22 protein-coding genes and 3 pseudogenes are annotated in these 19,805 nt (G+C 73.4%); 13 read left to right on the forward strand and 12 right to left on the reverse strand.

Annotated elements, in window-relative coordinates; all coding sequences use genetic code 11:
• Window position 1 precedes the first annotated feature (1 nt).
• The 3 genes and pseudogenes from ABD832_RS19040 to ABD832_RS19050 all read right to left on the reverse strand — a co-directional run.
• Window positions 2–703, reverse strand: a complete 702-nt coding sequence (locus ABD832_RS19040; RefSeq protein ID WP_344896920.1) for a hypothetical protein — start codon at window positions 701–703, stop codon at window positions 2–4.
• A gap of 168 nt (window positions 704–871) precedes the next feature.
• On the reverse strand, window positions 872–1,006 hold the full coding sequence (locus ABD832_RS19045; protein WP_344896922.1) for a hypothetical protein: 135 nt from the start codon (window positions 1,004–1,006) through the stop codon (window positions 872–874).
• A gap of 187 nt (window positions 1,007–1,193) precedes the next feature.
• Window positions 1,194–1,445 (reverse strand): annotated as a pseudogene (locus tag ABD832_RS19050) (tyrosine-type recombinase/integrase); the annotation flags it as partial.
• Here ABD832_RS19050 and ABD832_RS19055 point away from each other — a divergent pair.
• From ABD832_RS19055 to ABD832_RS42185, 5 genes and pseudogenes are all read left to right on the forward strand, one after another.
• A complete protein-coding gene (locus tag ABD832_RS19055) occupies window positions 1,357–1,653 on the forward strand; it encodes a hypothetical protein (protein WP_344896925.1) in 297 nt (98 codons plus the stop codon). The pseudogene ABD832_RS19050 and the gene ABD832_RS19055 sit on opposite strands and share 89 nt — an antisense overlap.
• 306 nt (window positions 1,654–1,959) lie before the next feature.
• Complete coding sequence (locus tag ABD832_RS19060) at window positions 1,960–2,505, forward strand: MOSC domain-containing protein (protein ID WP_344896928.1); 546 nt, start codon at window positions 1,960–1,962, stop codon at window positions 2,503–2,505.
• Window positions 2,506–2,846: 341 nt separating this feature from the next.
• Window positions 2,847–3,578 (forward strand): GNAT family N-acetyltransferase, encoded by a 732-nt coding sequence (locus tag ABD832_RS19065; protein ID WP_344896931.1) that lies wholly within the window; start codon window positions 2,847–2,849, stop codon window positions 3,576–3,578.
• Between the two features lie 287 nt (window positions 3,579–3,865).
• A pseudogene (locus tag ABD832_RS42180) lies at window positions 3,866–4,180 on the forward strand (DNA glycosylase AlkZ-like family protein); the annotation flags it as partial.
• An 88-nt stretch (window positions 4,181–4,268) separates the two neighbouring features.
• Window positions 4,269–4,847, forward strand: a complete 579-nt coding sequence (locus tag ABD832_RS42185) for a winged helix DNA-binding domain-containing protein (RefSeq protein ID WP_425582613.1) — start codon at window positions 4,269–4,271, stop codon at window positions 4,845–4,847.
• Between the two features lie 128 nt (window positions 4,848–4,975).
• On the opposite strand, the gene ABD832_RS19075 is transcribed toward ABD832_RS42185, so the two are convergent.
• Window positions 4,976–5,275: a ketopantoate reductase C-terminal domain-containing protein gene (locus tag ABD832_RS19075; protein ID WP_344896934.1), complete on the reverse strand. Its 300-nt coding sequence runs from the start codon at window positions 5,273–5,275 to the stop codon at window positions 4,976–4,978.
• 2 nt (window positions 5,276–5,277) lie between these two features.
• Here ABD832_RS19075 and ABD832_RS19080 point away from each other — a divergent pair, with 2 nt between their 5' ends.
• Window positions 5,278–5,517, forward strand: coding sequence for a hypothetical protein (locus ABD832_RS19080; RefSeq protein WP_344896936.1), 240 nt, complete (start codon window positions 5,278–5,280; stop codon window positions 5,515–5,517).
• Window positions 5,518–5,528: 11 nt separating this feature from the next.
• On the opposite strand, the pseudogene ABD832_RS42190 reads toward ABD832_RS19080, so the two are convergent.
• The 4 genes and pseudogenes from ABD832_RS42190 to ABD832_RS19095 form a co-directional block, all read right to left on the reverse strand.
• Window positions 5,529–5,990: pseudogene (locus tag ABD832_RS42190) on the reverse strand (ketopantoate reductase family protein); the annotation flags it as partial.
• A 199-nt stretch (window positions 5,991–6,189) separates the two neighbouring features.
• A complete protein-coding gene (locus ABD832_RS19085) occupies window positions 6,190–7,011 on the reverse strand; it encodes an aminoglycoside 3'-phosphotransferase (protein ID WP_344896938.1) in 822 nt (273 codons plus the stop codon).
• Between the two features lie 114 nt (window positions 7,012–7,125).
• Entirely contained in the window at window positions 7,126–7,971 is an 846-nt protein-coding gene (locus ABD832_RS19090) for an NAD(P)H-binding protein (RefSeq protein WP_344896940.1), read from the reverse strand.
• A gap of 235 nt (window positions 7,972–8,206) precedes the next feature.
• A complete protein-coding gene (locus ABD832_RS19095) occupies window positions 8,207–8,776 on the reverse strand; it encodes a leucine-rich repeat domain-containing protein (RefSeq protein ID WP_344896943.1) in 570 nt (189 codons plus the stop codon).
• Between the two features lie 104 nt (window positions 8,777–8,880).
• Here ABD832_RS19095 and ABD832_RS19100 point away from each other — a divergent pair, with 104 nt between their 5' ends.
• The 6 genes from ABD832_RS19100 to ABD832_RS19125 all read left to right on the forward strand — a co-directional run bounded on the left by ABD832_RS19100 (window position 8,881) and on the right by ABD832_RS19125 (window position 15,217).
• Complete coding sequence (locus tag ABD832_RS19100) at window positions 8,881–9,003, forward strand: hypothetical protein (protein ID WP_344896946.1); 123 nt, start codon at window positions 8,881–8,883, stop codon at window positions 9,001–9,003.
• Window positions 9,004–9,660: 657 nt separating this feature from the next.
• Window positions 9,661–10,833 (forward strand): UDP-N-acetylglucosamine--N-acetylmuramyl-(pentapeptide) pyrophosphoryl-undecaprenol N-acetylglucosamine transferase, encoded by a 1,173-nt coding sequence (locus tag ABD832_RS19105; RefSeq protein WP_344896949.1) that lies wholly within the window; start codon window positions 9,661–9,663, stop codon window positions 10,831–10,833.
• 392 nt (window positions 10,834–11,225) lie between these two features.
• Window positions 11,226–12,380 carry a class I SAM-dependent methyltransferase gene (locus ABD832_RS19110; protein ID WP_344896953.1) on the forward strand — a complete coding sequence of 385 codons (1,155 nt, stop codon included), beginning with the start codon at window positions 11,226–11,228 and terminating at the stop codon, window positions 12,378–12,380.
• 664 nt (window positions 12,381–13,044) lie between these two features.
• Window positions 13,045–13,485: a DUF4383 domain-containing protein gene (locus tag ABD832_RS19115; protein ID WP_344896956.1), complete on the forward strand. Its 441-nt coding sequence runs from the start codon at window positions 13,045–13,047 to the stop codon at window positions 13,483–13,485.
• 152 nt (window positions 13,486–13,637) lie between these two features.
• Window positions 13,638–14,045 carry a hypothetical protein gene (locus tag ABD832_RS19120; protein WP_344896959.1) on the forward strand — a complete coding sequence of 136 codons (408 nt, stop codon included), beginning with the start codon at window positions 13,638–13,640 and terminating at the stop codon, window positions 14,043–14,045.
• On the forward strand, window positions 14,042–15,217 hold the full coding sequence (locus ABD832_RS19125; RefSeq protein ID WP_344896962.1) for a zinc-dependent alcohol dehydrogenase: 1,176 nt from the start codon (window positions 14,042–14,044) through the stop codon (window positions 15,215–15,217). The genes ABD832_RS19120 and ABD832_RS19125 overlap by 4 nt, the downstream gene beginning before the upstream one ends.
• Before the next feature lie 262 nt (window positions 15,218–15,479).
• Here ABD832_RS19125 and ABD832_RS19130 read toward each other — a convergent pair whose 3' ends face one another.
• The 4 genes from ABD832_RS19130 to ABD832_RS19145 form a co-directional block, all read right to left on the reverse strand.
• Complete coding sequence (locus tag ABD832_RS19130; protein ID WP_344896965.1) at window positions 15,480–16,064, reverse strand: hemerythrin domain-containing protein; 585 nt, start codon at window positions 16,062–16,064, stop codon at window positions 15,480–15,482.
• Between the two features lie 115 nt (window positions 16,065–16,179).
• The gene (locus tag ABD832_RS19135; RefSeq protein ID WP_344896968.1) at window positions 16,180–16,455 is read right to left on the reverse strand and encodes a DUF2795 domain-containing protein; all 276 of its coding nucleotides are present in this window, start codon (window positions 16,453–16,455) and stop codon (window positions 16,180–16,182) included.
• A 218-nt stretch (window positions 16,456–16,673) separates the two neighbouring features.
• A complete protein-coding gene (locus ABD832_RS19140; protein WP_344896971.1) occupies window positions 16,674–18,191 on the reverse strand; it encodes an FAD-dependent oxidoreductase in 1,518 nt (505 codons plus the stop codon).
• Window positions 18,192–18,337: 146 nt separating this feature from the next.
• Complete coding sequence (locus ABD832_RS19145) at window positions 18,338–18,979, reverse strand: NAD(P)-dependent oxidoreductase (protein ID WP_344896975.1); 642 nt, start codon at window positions 18,977–18,979, stop codon at window positions 18,338–18,340.
• An 85-nt stretch (window positions 18,980–19,064) separates the two neighbouring features.
• On the opposite strand from ABD832_RS19145, the gene ABD832_RS19150 reads away from it, so the two are divergent.
• Window positions 19,065–19,670, forward strand: a complete 606-nt coding sequence (locus ABD832_RS19150) for a TetR/AcrR family transcriptional regulator (RefSeq protein WP_344896978.1) — start codon at window positions 19,065–19,067, stop codon at window positions 19,668–19,670.
• The last annotated feature ends 135 nt before the right edge of the window (window positions 19,671–19,805 follow it).

The following is a 19,805-nucleotide window of genomic DNA, read 5'->3' on the forward strand; positions in this document are numbered from 1 at the left end:
CTCAGGAGCGGCCGCTCAGAGCCCTCGCGTCCGGCGTCTCCTCCCGAGGAGCCGCGGACGGGACCGGGTGCGCCGCGGGCTGCGTCGCCCGGCCCTCCGTCGACGCCGACGCTGACGCCGCCGACGTCCGCGCCGTGGGCCCCGTCGTCACCTGCGAAAGGGGCTGCTCCTGTGGGACGGGCTGCACGGGCAGGGCAGGCTGCGCGTGCGGGACGGGCGAACCGGGCCGCGTCTCCTGGACGGGCTGCCCCTGGGGGGCGGAGACGGGGACGGTGGAGGTGCCGGGGCCGACCCGGACGGCCGACTCCGGGGTGCGCTCGCGCACGTCCTCGCCGCGGATCGCCATCACGGCGGGCGGACTGCCCAGGTCGCCGTACCGGGCGGTGACGGCGGCGGTGATCGCCCGGCCGGCGTCGGCCACCGTCTCCCTGGCCGAGCCCGGCGGGTGGGCGGCCGACAGGTGGCCCAGCAGCGCCGCGAACCGCAGCTCCTCGGTCGCCACGACGGCGAGCCCGTCGTCGTCGGACGGCGGCAGCGGCCGATCCAGCCAGAACACCCCGCCGCGCAGCAGCGCGGGGTAGGTCACCTCGCCCCGCTGCAGCGTGCGCACCGAATCGACCAGCAACTCCCCGAACTCCGTCAGGTCGGTGTCGGGCGGCAGATCGGTAGTGACCAGCAGCGAAACCCTGAGCGCGTCCACCATGAGCGGCTATCCCTCCTCGAGATGGCTCATGGTAAAGGTCGCCACCGACAGTTACGGCGTACCCGGCGGACCATGGTGAGATCCGGGGCCGATCCGGAACCGGCCGGGGGTCGTCCAGGTGGCGGTCCGGGACCGGATCCGGGCCGGGACACGGGCGTGCGGCGGCGGTCAGAGCGGCTTGGGAGCGGGCAGGGTGATCCTGTCGACCGCCTCGCGGCGGCGGCGTTCGGGGCGCCGGTCGTAACGGGCCGTGGTCGCGGGGGAGGAGTGGCCGACGAGGGCCTGCGCGGTCGCCAGGTCCACCCCGGCGTCGAGCAGCTCGCCGATGAAGGTCCGCCGGAAGTCGTGCGGGGTACGGGCCGCGGCCCCCCGCCTGGGCCAGCCGCCGGGCCAGGATGTCGGCCACGGCCTGCCCGGTCATCGGCGCGGGACCGCCGTCCCGGGTCCGCAGCCGGCCGAGCCTGCTGATCGGGCAGAACAGGGCGCCGGCGGGACGGCCTCGTACGGCCAGCCAGCGTTCCATCCTGGCCACGGCCTCGGTGGTGAGGTAGACCAGCCGCTCCTTGTCGCGCTTGCCGCGTACCCGCAGCGACCGCGACCCCGGGTCGTAGTCGCCCAGCGCGAGCCCGGCGATCTCGGCGCGACGGCAACCGGTGGAGTACAAGGCCGCCAGCAGGGCCGCGTCCCGGGCCCCGGCCGGGGAGTCGTCCCGGTCGCACGCGGCGAGCGCGGCTCCCACCACCTCCGGCGGGACGTGCTGGCCGGTGGGCAGCCGGGTGTGCTCGACGGTCGGCAGGTCGGCCGCGCGCTGGTACTCCTCGGCGGTCATCAGGCCCAGCCGCCAGGCCTCGCGCAGCACCCGGCGCAGCGCGACCAGGTGCTTGTTGACGTACGAGGGGGACCAGCCGCGCTCGGTCATCAGGGCGCGCAGGCGCACGGTGTGCTCGTAGCGCAGCAGATGCCAGGGCCGTCCCGCGCCGGAGGAGACCTCACCGCCGGAGACGAGGGCCGCGAGCCTGTCGAGGCAGCCGCGCATGGTACGGCGGGACTCCGCGCTGGTCAGCGAGTCCAGGTACACCCGGTAGGGGTCACGGGCGGGTTCGAGGACGGGGCTCGGCGAGTCGGGGGACGGCTGGCACGCTCACCGTGCCGACCCTACCGCGCTCGGTGAATCTACATCGTAAAGGAGATGGCACGTGATCAGAACCGGCCGTGGAGGGGTTCTGCGAGGCGGGGCGACCGGGCAGGATCACATCATGACGTACGGAGAAGTGACCGCGGTCGGCCGCAGCGCCACCCACACCTTCGGCAAGGCCGTCGAACCCGCGATCCGGCTGCTGGCGGGGCTGGGCGTGGAGGGGGACGCGCACCTGGGGGTCACGGTGAAGCACCGCTTCCACGTGGCGCAGGACCCTACCCGGCCCAACCTCCGCCAGGTCCACCTGATCCCCGCCGAGTTCCACGACGAGCTGCGGCGGGAGGGGTTCTCCGTGGGCGCCGGAGAGCTGGGGGAGAACATCACCACCCGGGGCGTCGACCTGCTGGAACTGTCGGCCGGGACGCTGCTGAGGCTGGGGGAGGAGGCCGTGGTGGAGGTGACCGGCCTGCGCAACCCGTGCGTGCAGATCGAGCGCTTCCGGACGGGCCTGCTCAAGCGGATGACGGCGCGGACCTCCGAGGGCGACCGGGTCGGCTGGGCCGGGGTGATGGGCGTGGTGACCTCGGGGGGCGAGGTGCGTCCCGGTGACCGGATCGAGGTGGAGCTGCCGCCGCCCCCGCACCGCCGGTTGAAGCGGGTCTGACACCGTTCCGACCGGCCCCCGTTCCGGCCCGCTCTGGGACCCCGTTCTCGCCCACCCTCGGACCCTGGCCTCTGGCCCTCGGACCCCGGCCCCTCGATCGGACGGGGGCGGGCCGAGCTCGGGCCGTCGGACAGGCCGGAGGTGGGCCGCGACCGGGCCGGGGACGGCTCGCGGAGATCCGGGGTCGGCCGGGGACGGCTCACGGCGGGCCGGGGTGGGCCGGGGGTGGCGGAACGCCATGTCGGAGGCGGTGAGTCTGTGGTTGGCTGTCCGTAATGGACAACTCATCGCGGGCCTCCGCCTACCTACGGGCATATCACGACCAGCTCCGTGGACGGCCGATGCCGGGTCGCACCGCCGAGCGATTCGGGCCGTTGCTGCGGACCGTGTCGACCGGCCACGGCCAGGGTCTGCTGTCCTACCGTGACCTGGGCGGGCTCGACGGTGCCGAGCTGGACGGGGTCATCGCGCGCCAGCGGGACTTCTTCACCCGGGTGGGCCGGGAGGTGGAGTGGCAGTACCACGCCTACGACCTGCCCGCCGACCTGCCCGAACGGCTCGAAGCCGCGGGGTTCGAGCCGCTGGAGCGCGAGACGCTGTTCGTCGGGCAGGCCGCCGAGCCGGCCGGCGCCCACCCCCCGCCCGCCGGGGTGCGGCTGCGGGAGGCGGCCGGGCGCGAGGACCTGGAACGCATCCGCGAGCTGGAGGAGACGGTCTGGAACGCCGACCACGGCTGGTTGCCCGGCATGCTGGAGCGCGAGATCGCCGGTCCCGGGGACCCCTGCACGGTGGTGGTCGCCGAGGCGGACGGGCGGATGGTGTGCGCGGCGTGGGTGCGGTTCCACGAGGGCACGGACTTCGTCTCCCTCTGGGGCGGCTCGACCCTCAAGGAGTGGCGCGGCCGGGGCGTCTACCGGGCGATGGTGTCGTACCGGGCAGGCCTGGCGGTCGCGCGGGGTTTCCGTTTCGTACGGGTGGACGCCTCCGGCGCCAGCGGCCCGATCCTGGCCAGGCTGGGCCTGGAGGCGATCACCACGATGACACCGTACGTGTGGGTGCCACCGACCCTCTGAGGCCCGCCTCCGCGACCCCCGTGCCTGCGCGTCGTCCTGCCCGCCGTGCTGCCCGTGCGGGACGCGGGTGCGCGGCCACGCGCACGACCGGGCCACGGTGCGGAGGACGGCACGACGGCACGACGGCACCCGAGGACACGTGAGGACATGCGAGGACACGCGTTGAAAGGAGAGGCATGCCCGAGGTACTCGGCCGGCGCGCGCTGAACAGGGCCACGCTGGAGAGACAGCTGCTGTCGGCCCGCGCCGAGCTGTCCGCGCTGGAGGCGGTGCAGCACCTGTACGGCATGCAGGCGCAGGCCCCCGACCCTCCCTACATCGGGTTGTGGAGCAGGCTGGCCGGGTTCGTCCCCGACGACCTCGCCCGGCTGATCAACGAACGCCTGGTGGTGCGGCTGGTGCTGATGCGCTCCACCATCCACCTGGTCACCGCCGACGACTGCCTGGCCCTGCGGCCGCTGATGCGGCCGGTGCTGGAGCGGGCCCTGCGCGGCAGGAGCCTGGCCGGGATGGACCTGGAGGAGGTGACCGCCGTCGGGCGGAAGCTGGTGGAGGAGCGCCCGCTGACCTTCCGCGAGCTGGGGGAACTGCTGCGGGAACGGTGGCCGCAGGTTCCCGCAGCGGATCTGGTCGCCGTGGTGCGCAACACACTGGCGCTGGTCCAGGTCCCGCCCCGGGGGATCTGGGGGGGTGGGCGGGCAGGCCGCCCACACCACCGCCGAGGCATGGCTGGGCCGGCCCCTGGCGGAGCGGCCCAGCGCCGAGGAGGCGATCCGCCGCTACCTCGCCGCCTACGGACCCGCCACGGTGATGGACCTCCAGCAGTGGTCGGGCCTGACCCGGCTGGGAGAGGTCGTCCGCGAGATGGACCTGCGGGTCTTCGCGACCGAGGACGGCGCGAAGCTGTTCGACCTGCCCGAGGCGGAACGCCCCGGCCCGGACACCCCGGTCCCGGTCCGCTACCTGTCGGAGTACGACAACATGCTGATCTCGTTCGACCGGCGGACCAGGACCCGCATCTGCGACGAGGAGTACCGGGGGCGGATCTTCACGATCAACGGCATCGTCAAGGCGACGGTGCTCGTCGACGGTTTCGTGCGGGGCATCTGGAAGGTGACGCGCGAGCGGCGGGAGGCGACCCTGGAGGTGGAGCTGTTCGCCCCGGTGAGCGAGCGGGAACGGGCGGACCTGGAGGCGGAGGGGACGTGCCTGCTCGACGTCCTCGCCCCGGCGTCGCCCTCCCGCGAGGTGCGCCTGCACGACGCCTGACCGGTCCTCGGCTCCGGTCCGGGTGTCCGTTCCGGTCCGGTTGTCCGTTCCCGGGTCTCGGCTCCGGTCCCGGTCTCCGTTCCGGCCGGGTCTCGGTTCTGGTCCCGGTCTCCGCTCCGGGCCGGGGCTCAGTCCCGGTCCCGGGCCCGCCGGTCGATGAGGTCCAGCAGCTCGGAGACGGGCATGCTCCCCGGCGCCCGGCGTTCGCGGGCGAACGCGTTCGCCACCCGCTGGAGGGTCTCGTTGACCGGTGCCGCCGTCCCGTGCAGCCGCGCCAGCAGGGTGATCTCCCCGTTGAGGTGGTCGGCCTCGATCGACCCCGTGCCCCGGGCCAGGCTCTGCCAGGACGATCCGCCGCCCCGTTCGGTGCCCTCGACCTCGAGCAGCCGGATCCTGTCGCCCCCGCACGCGCTTCTCCTCCTCCTCACCGGTGTACGCGATCCCGGCCGCGTCGAGCACCGCCCTGCCCTCCGCCACCGTGCGCCGGTACAGGCCGAGCAGGTCGTCCCCGTCGACCGGGCCGCAGACCGCCTCCAGGGAGTTGGCCAGGTTGGCCAGGAGCTTGGCGTACTTCCAGCGCATGACGTCGGGGACGACCGGTGCGAGGAACGCCGACGTCTCCAGGTCCGCCGAGATCCGCTCCGCGGTCCGGTCGGTGCCCGAGGGGTAGCGGCCGATGTGCAGGATCCCGGTCAGCGGCGACCCGAAGGCCGCGACCTTTCCCGGCTCCAGGTGCGTGGCCGGCAGCCAGACGCACATCCCGTACACATGCCGGAACCGCCGCAGGGCCAGCCGCTCGTTCTCCACCGCGTTCTGCGCGCAGACCAGCGGGAGCTCCTCGCAGGCGGTGCCGCCACCGGCCACCGGCCGGCCGGCCCAGCTCTCCAGCACGCCGTTGGTGTCCTGGGTCTTCACCGCCATGACGAGGACGTCACCGGGACGCAGTTCGAGGGCCTCCGGCCGGTCGACGGCCGGGATGGGCAGCGTGAGGGAGCCGTCGGGGACCGTGAGCCGGAGCCCGCCGTCGCGCAGGGCCGCGTGGTGCGCACCGCGTGCCACCAGCACGACCTCGTGCCCGGCGGCGAAGAGCCGCCCGCCGATCGCACCGCCGACGGCCCCCGCTCCGATGATGATGTATCGCATCGGCCGACCCTCGCACAGCCGGTGCCGCGGATCCAACCGGGCCCCCGCCTCAAGGGGACGTCCGCGTCGGCGGGTGCCGTCCCCGGACCGTCACGCCGGTCCGGCGTGGGCGTCCGGGACGGTGTCCCGCGGGCCGGGCGGCCTCACCCGTGCCGTTCCCGGCCTCGTCGTGGACGTGCCGGAAGACCCGCGCGGAACGTCAGCTCATGTCCCACAGCAGGCGGTAGTAGGCGATGCGCTCCGGGTCCGGGGCGATCCCGTAGGCGTCGTACACGACGCCGTCGTAGCCGGGGCCGTAGTTCCACTCCGTGCTCCAGGCCGCGACCGCGAGGTCGGCCCACCGGTCGGCCACCCCGAGCGAACCGAGGTCGACGTGCGCGGCGAACGTGCCGTCGTCGTGCAGCAGCGTGTTGGGGACGCACGCGTCGCCGTGGCAGACGACCGGGCGGTCGATCGCGGGCGGCTCGCCGAGGCGCGCCCGGGCCTCGGCAAGGTCGAGGTGCCGGTGCTCGGGCGACAGGCCGGCCGTGCCCTCACCGGCGGCGATGCGCAGGTCGGCGTGTGCGAGCCGCCGCTCGACGCTCCAGTCGTACGGGCACCCCTTCACGGGCAGCGTGTCGTGGAGCAGGCGCAGCCCCCGGCCGATCGCCGCCGCCGCGGTCGCCGGGGCGGCGAGCCACCGCCGGTCCACCGCCGGGCGGCCGGGGACCGCTTCGGTGAGCAGCCACGTGCCGTCCGCGTCCCGGCCGTGCTCGACGACGGGCGGGACGGTCACCCAGCGCCGCGCCCAGGTCAGGCGCTCGGCCTCGGCGGCGAGGTCGATCTCCGGGGTGCCGGTGGCGGCCCATTTGGCGTACCTGGCCCGGCCGTGCCCGTCATCGAGGCGGAACGTCAGCCCGCCGAGCTCGTTGCGCCACACCGGGGTGACGGTGTCGTCACCGGCGAGCGCGAGGACGACGGCGGGGACGGTCACCGGGCCGGTCGGGATCTCGGGAATGACGGGGAGGACGGGATCGCTCACGCGTACATGATCCCCTCAGCGGGCCGGACGGGCGACAGGTTTCCCCGCCGCGGGGTACCGGCTCCCCGCTGCGGGGACCGGCCCTCGCCGCGAGGGCCCCGGGTCGGCGCGATCTCAGGCCCCGCGTGACCCGGCCGTCGCCCGGTCGCGCCAGGCGCCCCGGGCGGCGGCCTCGGCGGCGTACCTCCGGAAGCTCTTCGGTGCGCGCCCGGTCACCCGGCGCACCACGTCGCCGGGCTCGGCGTCGCCCAGGTTCCGCAGCGCGGCGTACGCCTCGATCTCGGCCGTCACCTCGGCAGGGGAACGGCCGATCGCCTCCTGCGCGTCCAGATACGCCTCCCGCGTTCCCAGGAAGCGCACCGGGTGCCCGGCGGCGCGGCCGACGATCGCCGTCGCCTCGGCGAACGACAGGGCGGCGGGACCGGTCAGCTCGTACCTCCGCCCGGCGTGGCCGGTCACGGTCAGGGCCTTCACCGCGACCGCGGCGACGTCGTCCGCGTCGACGAACGCCTGGCGCAGGTCACCCACCGGGAGCGCGAGCTCACCGGCCATGACGTCCTGGCGGAAGAGGCCCTCGTCGAAGTTCTGGGCGAACCAGGTCGGCCGCAGGATGGTCCAGGCCGTGCCGCAGGCGCGCACCGTCCGCTCGGCGGCCATCAGGCGCTCGTCGCCCATCGCCTCGATCGCCGTGGCGGACAGCAGCACGATGCGCCTGACGCCCCGCTCCACCGCCTGCGCGACGAAGGCCGGGTCGACCGCCACCCCGTCGGGCGCCATGAGGTACATCTTCGACACACCGTCCAGGGCGGGCCCCCAGGTCTCCGGCAGGGTCCAGTCGAAGCGCACCTCACCTTCGCGGGAGGCGGCGCGCACCGGATGCCCGGCGGCGCGCAGCAGGGCCGCCACCCGGCGGCCGGTGGAGCCGGTGGCTCCCAGGACGAGGACGGGTCGCTCAGTCATGCCCGCCACCCAACCAGTCACCACCGACAAAAACCCGCCTCGTCACGCCGGCCCGCCCGTCACATCGGCCCGGCCTTCACGTCGGCCCGCCCATCATGCCGGTCCGCCCGTCGCATCGGCCCGTCACATCGGCCCGCCCGTCACATCGGCCCGCCCGTCACGCCGGTCCGCCCGTCACGCCGGTCCGCCCGTCGCATCGGCCCGTCACATCGGCAGGCGTCGCATCGTCAGGCCGTCACGCCGGGAGCGGTCCCTGCCCGATGATCCGCTCGCCGAGCCTGGTGAGCAGCTGCGCGCGTACCTGGGGCGGTAGGGCACAGCCGTGCGCGACGAGCGTGTCCAGCGCGGGCAGGTCAAGCAGGACGGCCCAGTCCTGGACGTCCTCGCAGTAGGAGACGTCCAGGTGGCGCAGGTCCTTCAGCGACTGCAGCGGTGCCAGCGACCGCACCGGGGTGTTCCTGATCGACAGGTGCTCCAGGGTGCGCAGGCCCCCGATGCCGTCCAGGCCGGTCAGCGGCGTCTGCTCCAGGTCCAGCCGGGTCAGCGCGGTAAGGGCCGAGATGTCCTCGGGGACGCGGTGCAGGCGGCTGCCGGACAGGTCCAGCTCGGTCACCGCGGCGGGCGCGGCCAGGGCGGAGAGCAGCAGCGCCGGGGGCGGGAACACCACCGGCCGGGGCTGGGCGAGCACCGGCGAGCGTCCCACCGCCGCCTCCTGCAGGACGCGCCACCTGTCCACCGGGGTGCCCGGCACGCCGAGGCGGACGTAGCCCGAGGGCAGCCACGGCGCCAGCCTCTCGGCCACCACGTCGGCCCGGTCCCCCGGCGCCGACGACCCCGGCCCGGAGCTTGCCGTAGTGCGCGTAGGCGTGCTCGGCGGGGACGAACAGGTCCGCCATCACGTCCCCGCCGGTGACCAGGACGCCGTCGCTGCCCGTGCAGAAGACGACCTCCGCCGAGAGGGTGCCCAGCACCAGGTGGTCCGCGGCGCTGTGGATCGCGCGGGCCCGCACGTCACCGGCCACCGCGAGGTAGCTCTCGGAGGCGTCGCCGTCGTCGAGCAGTCCCTCCACCGACAGGTGGCCGATCACGATGAGCGGCGCCTTGAGGTCGAGCCATCCGGGGACGTGGGTGTCGCCGAACCAGACGGTGGCCCGGTGCACGGTCCAGCCGGCCTCGGTCCGCTCCGCGCCGTCGGGGAAGGCCGGGGGCGTCAGGTCGGGGAACGCCAGCTCCCATGCCTGGGCGAACAGCAGGCCGTAGACGGGGGGCATGATGTGCTGCGGCCACTCCCGGACCTGAGCCGGGCGCCGTAACCAGGATCCGATCGAGTGCAGTTCCCGCGCGATGTCGCCGAAGTAGCCGAGCGCCTCCGCGCCCGCCCCGGCCTGTTTCTGGAGCACCGCCAGCGCGTCACCGAGACGCTCCGACGCCCCGAAGAAATGCTCTTCCGTCAGATCCATTCACATACCGTACTCATCGCGGCGAATCCACAGGACCGATCGGCCGACGCCCCGGACGGCGGGCGTGTCGGGCGGTACGGGAGGCGACCGTTCCACGACGGAGGGCGAAGTGGATCTTCAGGGGCGCCTCGGGTACCGTGCCCGGGGTTCCGGAGCACTCCGGCGCGGCCCCTCGGGCACGACCGTCACGACGGCGGGACACCGCCGCGACAGCGAAGGAAGGACAGACATGGAGGCCGGACATCACCGGACCCTGCGGTTGCTCGTCACCGGAGGCGGGACCGGTGGTCACACCTATCCCGCGCTGACCACCGTCACGGCCCTGCGGGACCACGCCGCCGCGCGCGGCCTGGACCTGGACGTGCTCTGGGTCGGTACGGCGACCGGCCTGGAGGCCCGTGTCGCGGCCGAGCACGGCATCGCGTTCCGGGCCATCAAGGCGGGCAAGCTCAGGCGCTCGCCCAACCCGCGCGAGCTGCTCACCAACCTGGCGGACATGTTCCGCATCCCGGTGGGCGTGTTCCAGGCCTTCGGCATCGCCGCCCGCTACCGCCCCGACGTGGTGCTGTCGACCGGCGGGTACGTCTGCGTGCCGCTGGGGGTGGCCTCGCGGGTGCTGGGCCGCCCGCTGGTGATGCACGAGCAGATCACCTCCCTGGGCTTGGCCAACCGCATCCTGTCGCGCTTCGCCCGGCGGATCGCGCTGACCCACCCCTCCTCGATCGAGCACCTGCCCGCCGGGGTGCGCGACCGGGCCGTCGTCACCGGCAACCCGGTCCGTCCCCAGCTGCTGCGCGGCAACGTCGACGCCGCGCGGCGCCACTTCGGGCTCACGCCCGACCTGCCGGTGGTGTACGTGACCGGCGGCGCCCAGGGGAGCCGGCAGATCAACACCATGATCGAGAAGATCCTGCCCGACCTGCTCGGCCGGGCGCAGGTGCTGCACCAGTGCGGGCCCGGCTGGATCGACCAGCTCACCCGTACCGCGGACGCCCTGCCCGGGTGGCTGCGCGAGCGCTACCGCCCGGTGCCCTACGTCGGCGCGGAGCTGGCCGACGTGTTCGCCGTCGCCGACGTCGTGGTCTCGCGCAGCGGCGCGGGGACCGTGGCCGAGCTGACCGCGGTGGGCAAGGCGTCCGTCCTCGTCCCGCTGGTGCCCTCGGCCGCAGACGAGCAGCGCCAGAACGCCCGCTACCTGGCCGAGGCGGGAGCGGCCCGGGCCCTGCTGGAGAACGGTCCCACCGCCGAGCACCTGATGGCCGAGCTCGACGCGCTGCTGAGGGACCCGCGGGCCCGTGCCGCCATGGCCGGAGCCGCCGGTTCCCTCGGCCGCGTCGACGCGGCCGACACGCTGGCGCGGGTGCTCCTGGAGGAGGCGGGGGCCGGCGCCGGGGTCCGGTGAGGCGCCGGTGACGTCCCGGTCCGCGCGCGGACGTCCCCGCGCCCGGCCGGTGCGGGGCCCTGCCCCGCCGGGGAGACCTGGGGTGCTCTGACCCGCCCTATCCCGTGAACGAAGATTTACCGAACATGCCCCGGCTGTGCCGTGGCTCCCGGTGTGCACGCTGAGTAATCTGGCGACCGCGCCACGTGCGACGCGGTGACGCCGGGAACGTGGTACGGCGGGCGCCCGTCCCGTGATCCTTCATGGAGGGTCCCGGGCGGGGGCACGCGGCCCCGCCCGGTCGCGATCGGCGGCCGGGTGGCCGGGTGAGGCCGGGAGGGCGTGCCTCTCGCCGTGCCCTCCCGTCACGGAATCTCATGCGGACCGCCCCGGAGAGGCAGGCTGAGCTGACTATGACCCGGCAGGAGAGACCCTCGCCCGAGGGGACCGGCGAGACCCACGACCGCTTCGCCGGCACCCACGACAACGGGCCCGACGCGCTGGACGCGCCCGACGTGACCGGGGTGTGGGCCGGCACGTCCGGTTCCTGGGCCGAGACGGCCGACTTTCATGAGGACGCGTCCGACGTGTGGGCCGAGACGTCCGGTTCCCGCGACGACGTGTCGGGCGTGTGGGCCGAGGCGTCCGACGTCCGCGACGACGTGCCCGGTGTGCCCGGTGTGCCCGGTGTGCCGGGCGTGACGGGCGTGTGGTCCGGCACGTCCGGCGCCCATGACAGTGTGTCCGGCTTCTGGGCGGACACGTCCGGGGCCTGGACCGGTGCCGCGAGCCCCGGGACCGCGGAGCCGGACGTCCCGGCGGACCCGTTCGGCGGGAACCTGCACGCCGGTTACTGGACCGACGAGTACGACGAGGCGTCCGCGGGCGAGGCGACGGACCGTCTCACCGACCTGGTGGCCGAGCGGCTGGAGGTCCTTCCCGGGGACCGCGTCCTGGACGTGGGCTCGGGGACGGGCAGGCCAGCGGTGCGCATCGCCACGGCTCGCGACGTGCAGGTCACCGGGGTCACGCTCAGCGAGTACCAGGTGCGGCTCTCCCGGTCACGCCCGGAGGCGGGCGAGGGCGTGGGCCAGGCCGACTTCCAGCTCGCCGACGCGATGTGGCTGCCCTTCGAGGACGACTCCTTCGACGCGGCGTACGCCATCGAGTCGCTGGCCCACCTGGAGAACCCGTCGGCCGCCCTGGACGAGATCGCCAGGGTGCTGCGGCCGGGCGGGCGGTTCGTGGTGGGGGAGTGGTACCTGCTGGAGCCGCTGCCGGGTGAGGAGATCGAGCATTTCGCGCGGAGCTTCGGCGTCCGGTTCCTGCCCACGGCCGACGACCTCTACCGGCGGATGGACCAGGCCGGACTGAAGATCGAGATTTTTCATGACATATGGGCGAACATCAGCCGGTCGTTCGGCCAGGTGGAGGAGGTCCTCCCCATGGCCGCCACCGGCCCGGCCGGTGAGGACGCCGAACGCCCGACCGCCCGCAGGGAGATGTACCGGCGCTTCGGCCAGATCCCGCAGATCAGCTACGCCCTGTTCACGGCCGTCCGCCATTGAGCGCGCGGAACCGGGGGCGCGACCGTCGCTCCCGGCCGCGCCGGGGCCGCTCCCGGGTCGCTCCGGCCCGGGACCCGGGACCCGGAGGGCAGGGGACGTCGCCGTGCAATTCAAAAGTCCGCATTAATCCCAATCAATAGTGACAATAGCGATAATTTTTGATCACGAGACTTGCACGTGAAAGGCCGCGGAGACCGCGATGGCACCTTTTTATCGAATGCGGCTGATCTGTCCCGGCGTCCCACCGGCCCGGCGCGATGGCCCTGACCGGCGCGAATTCGGAAACGTGCCCTGGAACGTGCCCGGCGGGGATCTCACCCGTTCGAACCGGCAGGTTTGACACGCGACGCCCGGGTACTGGAGCGGCTCGGCAGGAGAGCGGCACGCGCTTCTTCGGCGACGTACTCGAAAGGGATCGTGAGTTGAGATCGTGTCCAGGCGTCGGCGGTCACATCGCCGTGGCGCGCGGTGAGGCCCACCTCGCCGCCGTCACCGGCCCGGGTGACCTCCCCGTCGCGGCCACGGGACGGCGTGCCTCTCGACCGGCCGGGCCCGGTGTGATCCTCGTGGACTCCACAGAGGTCATGACCGCCCCCCATGCGCGCCCGCTTCCCGGACTGCGGTCCGGGCCGGGACGCCGCCACGCCGTACCCAAGGAGAGATCATGAACGCCACCACACGTAACAAGACCCGTCTCCAGACGGCCGCGATGGCCGTCGGGGTGGTTTTCCTGCTGGTGGGAGTACTGGGATTCATTCCGGGGATAACCACCAACTACGACAGCATGGAGTTCGCCGGGCACGAGTCCGAGGCCATGCTCCTGGGCATCTTCCAGGTGTCCATCCTGCACAACATCGTCCACCTGCTCTTTGGCATCGCCGGTATCGTCCTCTCCCGCACCTGGGGAGGCGCCCGTAACTACCTCATCGGCGGTGGCGTCGTCTACCTGCTGCTGTGGGTGTACGGCATGCTCGTCGGTCACGAGAGCGACGCCAACTTCGTGCCGCTCAACGGCGCCGACAACTGGCTGCACCTGCTCCTGGGCATCGGCATGATCGCCCTGGGCGTGCTGCTCTCCCGTCGTAACAACGTCTCCCACCACTAGGGGACGAACCCCCGGCCCGGTCGGGGTCACGGCGGTGATGGGGGACGTTCCCGGACGGGAGCGTCCCCCGCCCCCGTCCGGGGGCGAAGGCCCGCCCGGCCGCCGGATCTCCCGTGCGAACACCGGGCGTCCTCACACGAAGGGAATCTGACATGACCTCGGTCATCAAGAGCGTGGCCGCGGCGTCGGCGGGTCTGGCGGCCGCGGCGATCGGCCGGCGCCTGCTGTCCCGCAGGGCCACGCCGAACCCCGCCGAGTGGTACGCGCTCACCATCGAGTGCGCCCCGGAGGTCCTCACCGGGCCCGACCGCCCCGGAGAGCTGGCGAGGCTGGTCGAGGAGCACGACGTGCGCTTCAGCGAGGCCCCGGGTGGCCGCGGGACCGAGGTGGCGGTGCGCACCTCGGAAGGTGCCCCCAGGGAACGGCTGCGCGCGGTCAAGCAGCTCATCGAGACCGGAGAGGTGCTCCGCGTCGAGGGCCAGACGGAAGGCCACAGGACCCTGGTCGGGCGGACCGTGCTGCCGGGGGCCAAGCGGCTGATGAGGAGGGGGATCCGATGAAGGCCGTGTGCTGGACCGGTATCAACGAGGTGTCGGTGGAGGACGTCCCGGAGCCGGGGCTGCTCAACCGCCGCGACGCCATCGTCAAGATCATCGCAAGCGCCACCTGCGGCTCCGACCTGCACCTGATCGACGGATACGTGCCGACCATGATGGCGGGCGACATCCTCGGCCACGAGTTCCTCGGCGAGATCGTCGAGGTCGGGCCGGACGTGCGCGACCGCCGGGTCGGCGAGCGGGTCGTGGTCTGCTCCATCATCGGCTGCGGCGGCTGCCACTACTGCCGCCAGGAGATGTACTCGCTGTGTGACAACAGCAACCCCAATCCCGGCTTCCTGGAGACGCTGATCGGTCACGCGACCGCGGGCATCTTCGCCTACTCCCACGCCCTCGGCGGGTACGCCGGCAGCCACGCCGAGTACGTGCGGGTGCCGTTCGTGGACGTCAACGCCTTCCCGGTGCCGGAGGGGGTGAGCGACTCCAACGCGGTGTTCGCCTCCGACGCCGTTCCCACCGGCTGGATGGGCGCCGACATCGCAGGCGTCGGCCCCGGTGACGTGGTCGCGGTGTGGGGCTGCGGCGGGGTGGGCCAGATGGCCATGCTCGCCGCCAAGCTGATGGGCGCCGAGCGGGTCATCGGCATCGACCGCTTCCCCGAGCGCCTGGCCATGACCGAGAAGCGGATCGGCGCCGAGACGATCGACTACGAGAAGACCGACCTGCTCGGCACGCTCAAGGAGATGACCGGCGGACGCGGCCCGGACGTGTGCATCGAGGCGGTCGGCATGGAGGGTCACGGCACCGGCGCGCAGTACGCCTTCGACCGGACCAAGCAGGCCCTGCGGCTGCAGACCGACCGCGGCCTGCCGCTGCGCCAGGCCATCCACGCCTGCCGCAAGGGCGGGACGGTCTCGGTGATGGGCGTCTACCTCGGGTTCGTCGACAAGTTCCCCATGGGCGCGGTGATGAACAAGGGCCTCACCCTGCGCAGCGGCCAGCAGCACGGCCAGCGGTACATCCCGATGCTGCTCGACCGGATGGCCAAGGGCGAGATCGACGCCGCCCACCTGGAGACGCACCCGATGGGCCTCGACGACGGTCCCCGCGGGTACGAGATGTTCAAGCGCAAGGAGGACGGCTGCGTGCGGGCCGTCTTCTACCCGGACCGGTAGGACGCGGCGAAGGGCCGGTCCGCCGTCGAGGGGGACCGGCCCTTCGCCGTGCACGGGGATCCGGCACCCGTCGTCCTCCGCCGGACGAGACGGCCCTCCCGTCACGGCCCGTCCCTCCTACGGCCCCCGTCCCTCTCGCGGCCCCACCGTCTCGCGGCCCCACCGTCTCGCGGTCCCACCGTCCTGTGCCCCCACCGGACGAGGAAACGGCCCGCCCCTCCCGTGGTTCAGGAGGAGCGGGCCGTTCGCCGTGCGCGGGCGCTCAGCCCGTCTTGCCCATGGCCTGGCGGATCACGTCGCGGGCCCGGTCCATCATCGCGACCGGGGTCCCCACCAGCAGGTTCTTGGTCGCCGACTCCACCCCGGCGTGCGGGTGGGTCGGTGCGATCGCCTCGGCCGCCTTCACCCCGGCGGCCATGGCCCGGCGCTCGGCCTGGCTGGTCTGGGCGCGCAGCTGGGTGAACTCGTAGCGCTCCTCGCTGCGGGCGTGGGCCATGACCGCGGCCCGGAGCACCGCGAGGTTCGTCAGGAACTCCGGGTCGTCGGCACCGGCCTTGTCCATCGTCGTGAGCAGCTGCTTGGCCTCGTTCTCCTCGGCCAGGCGGTCGTCCACCACCGCGTCACCGCCCTCGATCTTGCGGCGGGCATAGGGGTGGACGATCTCCTCCTCGGCGGTCTCGTGCATCGCCAGCAGCCGCACCAGGCGCTGGAACGCCTCGGGCCTGTCCTCGGCGGAGGCCGTCTCGACCTCGTCGAACAGGTCCCGGATCAGCGAGTGCTGGGCCAGCAGCAGCTCCACCACGTCCTTCTCGTCCATCAGCTCAGGTGTCGTCTGACGGTCGGTCATCTGCTCCCTCTCCTTCGAGTACGGTCTGGCCGGTCCCGCGGGGCACGGAGACCCGTGCCGGAAGGAGACCGGATGTGATCGTGCCGTCCCGCACGGGGCGCCGTACGCGGGAGTCTCAGCCCTGCCCGGTCTCCTCCTTGCCGTAGCCGAGGGTCTCGGCCACGTCCGCGATGTTGGTGTAGGTCCGCTCGGGCAGGGACCGCAGGGTGCCGAGCACCGTGTCGGGCGCGCCCTGCTCCTGAGCACGGCCGATCAGGGTGTCACGGTCGGTGGGGAACACCCCGGCGCCGCTGACCCAGCGGGCCAGCTCGCTGCGGGCCTCCACACCGGCCGGGTCGATGCCGTGCGGGGTGCCCGGCTCGTGACCGGGGGCGTGCGATATCGGTGCCATGTCGCTCTCCTTCGATGTGATCACGGAGCCTTCCGCGCTTCAGCCGGGAAACGCTCAAGGCGGGCGTACAAGCTCAGTTCTTTGTTTTTCTGTCATGTGTCCGGTGATTCCGTCCCGGTGGTTCTCGTTCCGGAGGACGGGATCCCCGCGTCGTGCGAACAGCCCCTTACCCTCTTCACGATGAGCAAACATCGTTGTCAGCGGCGGTTCCGGCGGGCTCATCCGGACGTGTCGTCGTCCCCGGAGGCGAGGTCCACCTTCTCCAGCGGGGCCACCGCGGGACCCTGCAGGACGACGCCGTCCACGCCGAAGCGCGAGCCGTGGCAGGGGCACTCCCAGGAGCGTTCGGCCTCGTTGAAGCCGACCACACAGCCCATGTGGGTGCAGATGGCGGACACAGCGTGCAGGGTCCCGGTCTCGTCACGGTAGACGGCGCAGCGCTTGCCGCCCTTCTTGACCACGGTCCCCTCGCCGGGGAGCAGGTCGATCGCGTCCTGGGCGCCCGTGCCCGCGGTGGACAGGCGGTCGCCGACGAAGTGCCTGGCCACGGTGGCCTGCATCTTGAGCGCGGGCCCGGCCTCGCGTACCGGGCGCAGCCGGCGCGGGTCGTACAACCCCGCCCAGGGTGACGAACCGCCGGTGATCAGCGTGCTCAGCAGCAGCCCCGACATGACGCCGTTGCTCATGCCCCAGCCGCCGAAGCCGGTGGCGACGTAGGCGTGCTTGGCGCCGGGGTGCAGCGGGCCGACGAAGGGAACGCCGTCGGTGGTGTCGTTGTCCTGGGCCGCCCACCAGTGCGTGGGGCGGGCCCCGGGGAACCGTTCGATCGTCCACGAGCGCAGCCGTTCCAGCCGGTCGCCGACGTTGCCGGACCCGGGGAGGAACGACTCGCCGGTGACGATCAGCAGGCGCTGCCCGTCCTCGTACGGGGCGGTGCGGACCGAGCGTGTGCTCTGCTCGGTGGTGATGAACATGCCGCCGGGGTCCTGGCCGGCCGGGATCGCGGCGGCGACGACCAGCTCGCGGTGCGGCTCCATCCGGGTGAACAGCAGGGAGCGGTCGAAGATCGGGTAGTGGGTGGCCACCACCACGTCCGTCGCCGTGACGGTCAGTCCCTCGGACGTGGTGAGGCGGCAGGGCGTGCCCTCCTTCAGGCCCACCACGCGCGTCCCCTCGAAGACGAGCGCGCCGATCCCGGTCATGGCCTCCGCCAGCGCGAGCAGGTAGGCGCGCGGATGGAACTGGGCCTGGTCCTCCACCCGCACCGCGCCGGCGATCGGGAAGGGCAGCGAGCTCTCGGTCACGAACGAGGCCGGCAGCCCGGCCTGCTCGGCGGCCTCGGCCTCCGCCTTGAGCTTGCCGACCCCGTCGGCCGACTCGACGTAGGTGAGCGAGGGCACCCGTTCGATGTCGCAGTCGACGCCGAGTTCGGTGGCGGTGGCGATGAGATGCGCGATCGCCTCCCGCTGCGAGCGGGCGTAGAGGGCCGCGGCCTCCGGCCCGGCCGATGAGGCGAGGTCGGCGTAGATCAGGGTGTGCAGGGCCGACAGCTTGGCGGTGGTGTTGCCGGTGACCCCGGCCGCGATCCGACCGGCCTCGAGGACGGCCACCGACCGGCCGGCGCGGGCGAGTTCCCAGGCCGTGCTCAGGCCGGCGATCCCTCCGCCGACCACGGCGACGTCCACCTGAAGGTCACGGTCGAGGACCGGATAGGGCACTCCGGGGGCTGATTCCATCCAATAGGACTGCATGGTCATACCCGGGTGCGTGCCCTGACGGGCAGGGTGCAAACGACGCGCCGCCCGGCCCGCCACCGGTCCGCCCGGCGCCTTCTCGCACGTCAGGGAGTGTCCGGGACGGGACGGGGCGGGACGGGACGGGCTCAGTAGGCGATGCCGACCGTCCGCTTGATCGTGGCCGGGTCGTCCAGCACGGCGAGCATCGCGTGGGCCAGGTCGGCGCGGGCGATCGTGCGGCCGGCGCGGACGCCGGCGCCCACCGCCAGCCGGTACCTCCCGGTCACCGGCCCGTTCAACAGGCGGGGCGGCCGCAGGACCGTCCAGTCGGTGTCGCTCTCGGCGATCGCCCGCTCCATCGCCCTCAGGTCGTCGTAGACCGGGCTCAGGACGGCCCGCACCAGGGGGGTGAGGATCCGCCGGTCGAGGAAGGGCTCACCCGGGGGCGAGACGCCGAGGGGGGCGGCGCTCACCACGACGAGGCGGCGCACCCCGCACCCGGCCATGGCGGCCAGGATCCCGCGGGTGACCGGGGCGGCCACACCGGCCTTGGCCTGCCCGCGGCTGCGCGCGCCCAGGCCGGAGAGCACGGCGTCCCGTCCCTCGATCGCCGGGCGGAGCGACCGCGGGTCGGTGACGTCGGCCGTGACGACCCGCGCGCCGGCGAGGTCGCCCGGCAGCCGGGCGGGGTCGCGCACCACCGCCGTCACCTCGTGCCCGGCCTCCAGCGCCTGCCGGACCACCTCCTGGCCGGTGCCCCCGGTCGCTCCGCAGACGGTCAGCTTCATGACGCCTCCATGTGGTTGGTGAGTACTCACTAACCATTAGGGTGGGTGAACACTCACCGTTCGTCAACCCGGGGGAGCGCCCAGCATGAAGCCGACCCGGGTCCGCATCCTGGACGCCGCCGAGCACCTGATGCGGACCATCGGCCTGGCCCGTACGACCACCAAGGAGATCGCCCGCGCCGCGGGGTGTTCGGAGGCCGCCCTCTACAAGCACTTCGAGAGCAAGGAGGAGCTGTTCGTGCTCGTCCTGCAGGAACGCCTGCCCCCGTTCGGCCCGCTCGTGGCCGATCTGGAGAGCGGCGGCCTGGACGGCCGCGACGTCGAGGAGACGCTGGTGGAGGTCGCCCGGCACGCCGTGGCGTTCTACGCCTCCAGCTTCCCGATCGCCGCCTCCCTGTTCTCCGACCCGGCCCTGCTGCGACGGCACGGGGAGGAGATGGACAGGCTCGGCAACGGCCCGCACCGGCCGCTCGACGCGCTCACCGCCTACCTGCGCGAGCAGCGCGCGGCCGGGCGGCTGCGCTCCGACGCCGACCCGGCCGCGGCGGCGGCGCTGTTCCTCGGGGCCTGCTTCCAGCGCGCGTTCCTGCACTCCTTCGCCTCGGGCCGCCCGCCCCTCGGCTCGGCCGCCCTGCCGGTCGACGAGTTCGCCGCGGGGCTCGCCCGGACGCTCCTGGACGGCCTGCGGTGACCGGCCCCGCGCCGATCCGGGCGGGATGGATCGGCGCGGGACCGGCCGGTCCGTGATCACCGGGCCGTTTCCGCCGGACCGTCTCCGCGGGCGCGTGCGGCGGTGCGGTGTGGTCGTCCAGTGATCGCCGAGTGA

The organism is Streptosporangium longisporum, assembly GCF_039534895.1.
Taxonomy (GTDB): Bacteria; Actinomycetota; Actinomycetes; order Streptosporangiales; family Streptosporangiaceae; genus Streptosporangium; species Streptosporangium longisporum.

Coding starts and splice junctions, on each gene's coding strand:
- ABD832_RS19150 (WP_344896978.1), top strand. CDS start 19,065: ATGAAGCCGACCCGGGTCCGCATCCTGGACGCCGCCGAGCACCTGATG.
- ABD832_RS19090 (WP_344896940.1), bottom strand. CDS start 7,971: ATGACTGAGCGACCCGTCCTCGTCCTGGGAGCCACCGGCTCCACCGGC.
- ABD832_RS19135 (WP_344896968.1), bottom strand. CDS start 16,455: ATGGCACCGATATCGCACGCCCCCGGTCACGAGCCGGGCACCCCGCAC.
- ABD832_RS19110 (WP_344896953.1), top strand. CDS start 11,226: ATGACCCGGCAGGAGAGACCCTCGCCCGAGGGGACCGGCGAGACCCAC.
- ABD832_RS19120 (WP_344896959.1), top strand. CDS start 13,638: ATGACCTCGGTCATCAAGAGCGTGGCCGCGGCGTCGGCGGGTCTGGCG.
- ABD832_RS19130 (WP_344896965.1), bottom strand. CDS start 16,064: ATGACCGACCGTCAGACGACACCTGAGCTGATGGACGAGAAGGACGTG.
- ABD832_RS19065 (WP_344896931.1), top strand. CDS start 2,847: ATGCCGGGTCGCACCGCCGAGCGATTCGGGCCGTTGCTGCGGACCGTG.
- ABD832_RS19145 (WP_344896975.1), bottom strand. CDS start 18,979: ATGAAGCTGACCGTCTGCGGAGCGACCGGGGGCACCGGCCAGGAGGTG.
- ABD832_RS19140 (WP_344896971.1), bottom strand. CDS start 18,191: ATGGAATCAGCCCCCGGAGTGCCCTATCCGGTCCTCGACCGTGACCTT.
- ABD832_RS19105 (WP_344896949.1), top strand. CDS start 9,661: ATGGAGGCCGGACATCACCGGACCCTGCGGTTGCTCGTCACCGGAGGC.
- ABD832_RS19040 (WP_344896920.1), bottom strand. CDS start 703: ATGGTGGACGCGCTCAGGGTTTCGCTGCTGGTCACTACCGATCTGCCG.
- ABD832_RS19115 (WP_344896956.1), top strand. CDS start 13,045: ATGAACGCCACCACACGTAACAAGACCCGTCTCCAGACGGCCGCGATG.
- ABD832_RS19125 (WP_344896962.1), top strand. CDS start 14,042: ATGAAGGCCGTGTGCTGGACCGGTATCAACGAGGTGTCGGTGGAGGAC.
- ABD832_RS19060 (WP_344896928.1), top strand. CDS start 1,960: ATGACGTACGGAGAAGTGACCGCGGTCGGCCGCAGCGCCACCCACACC.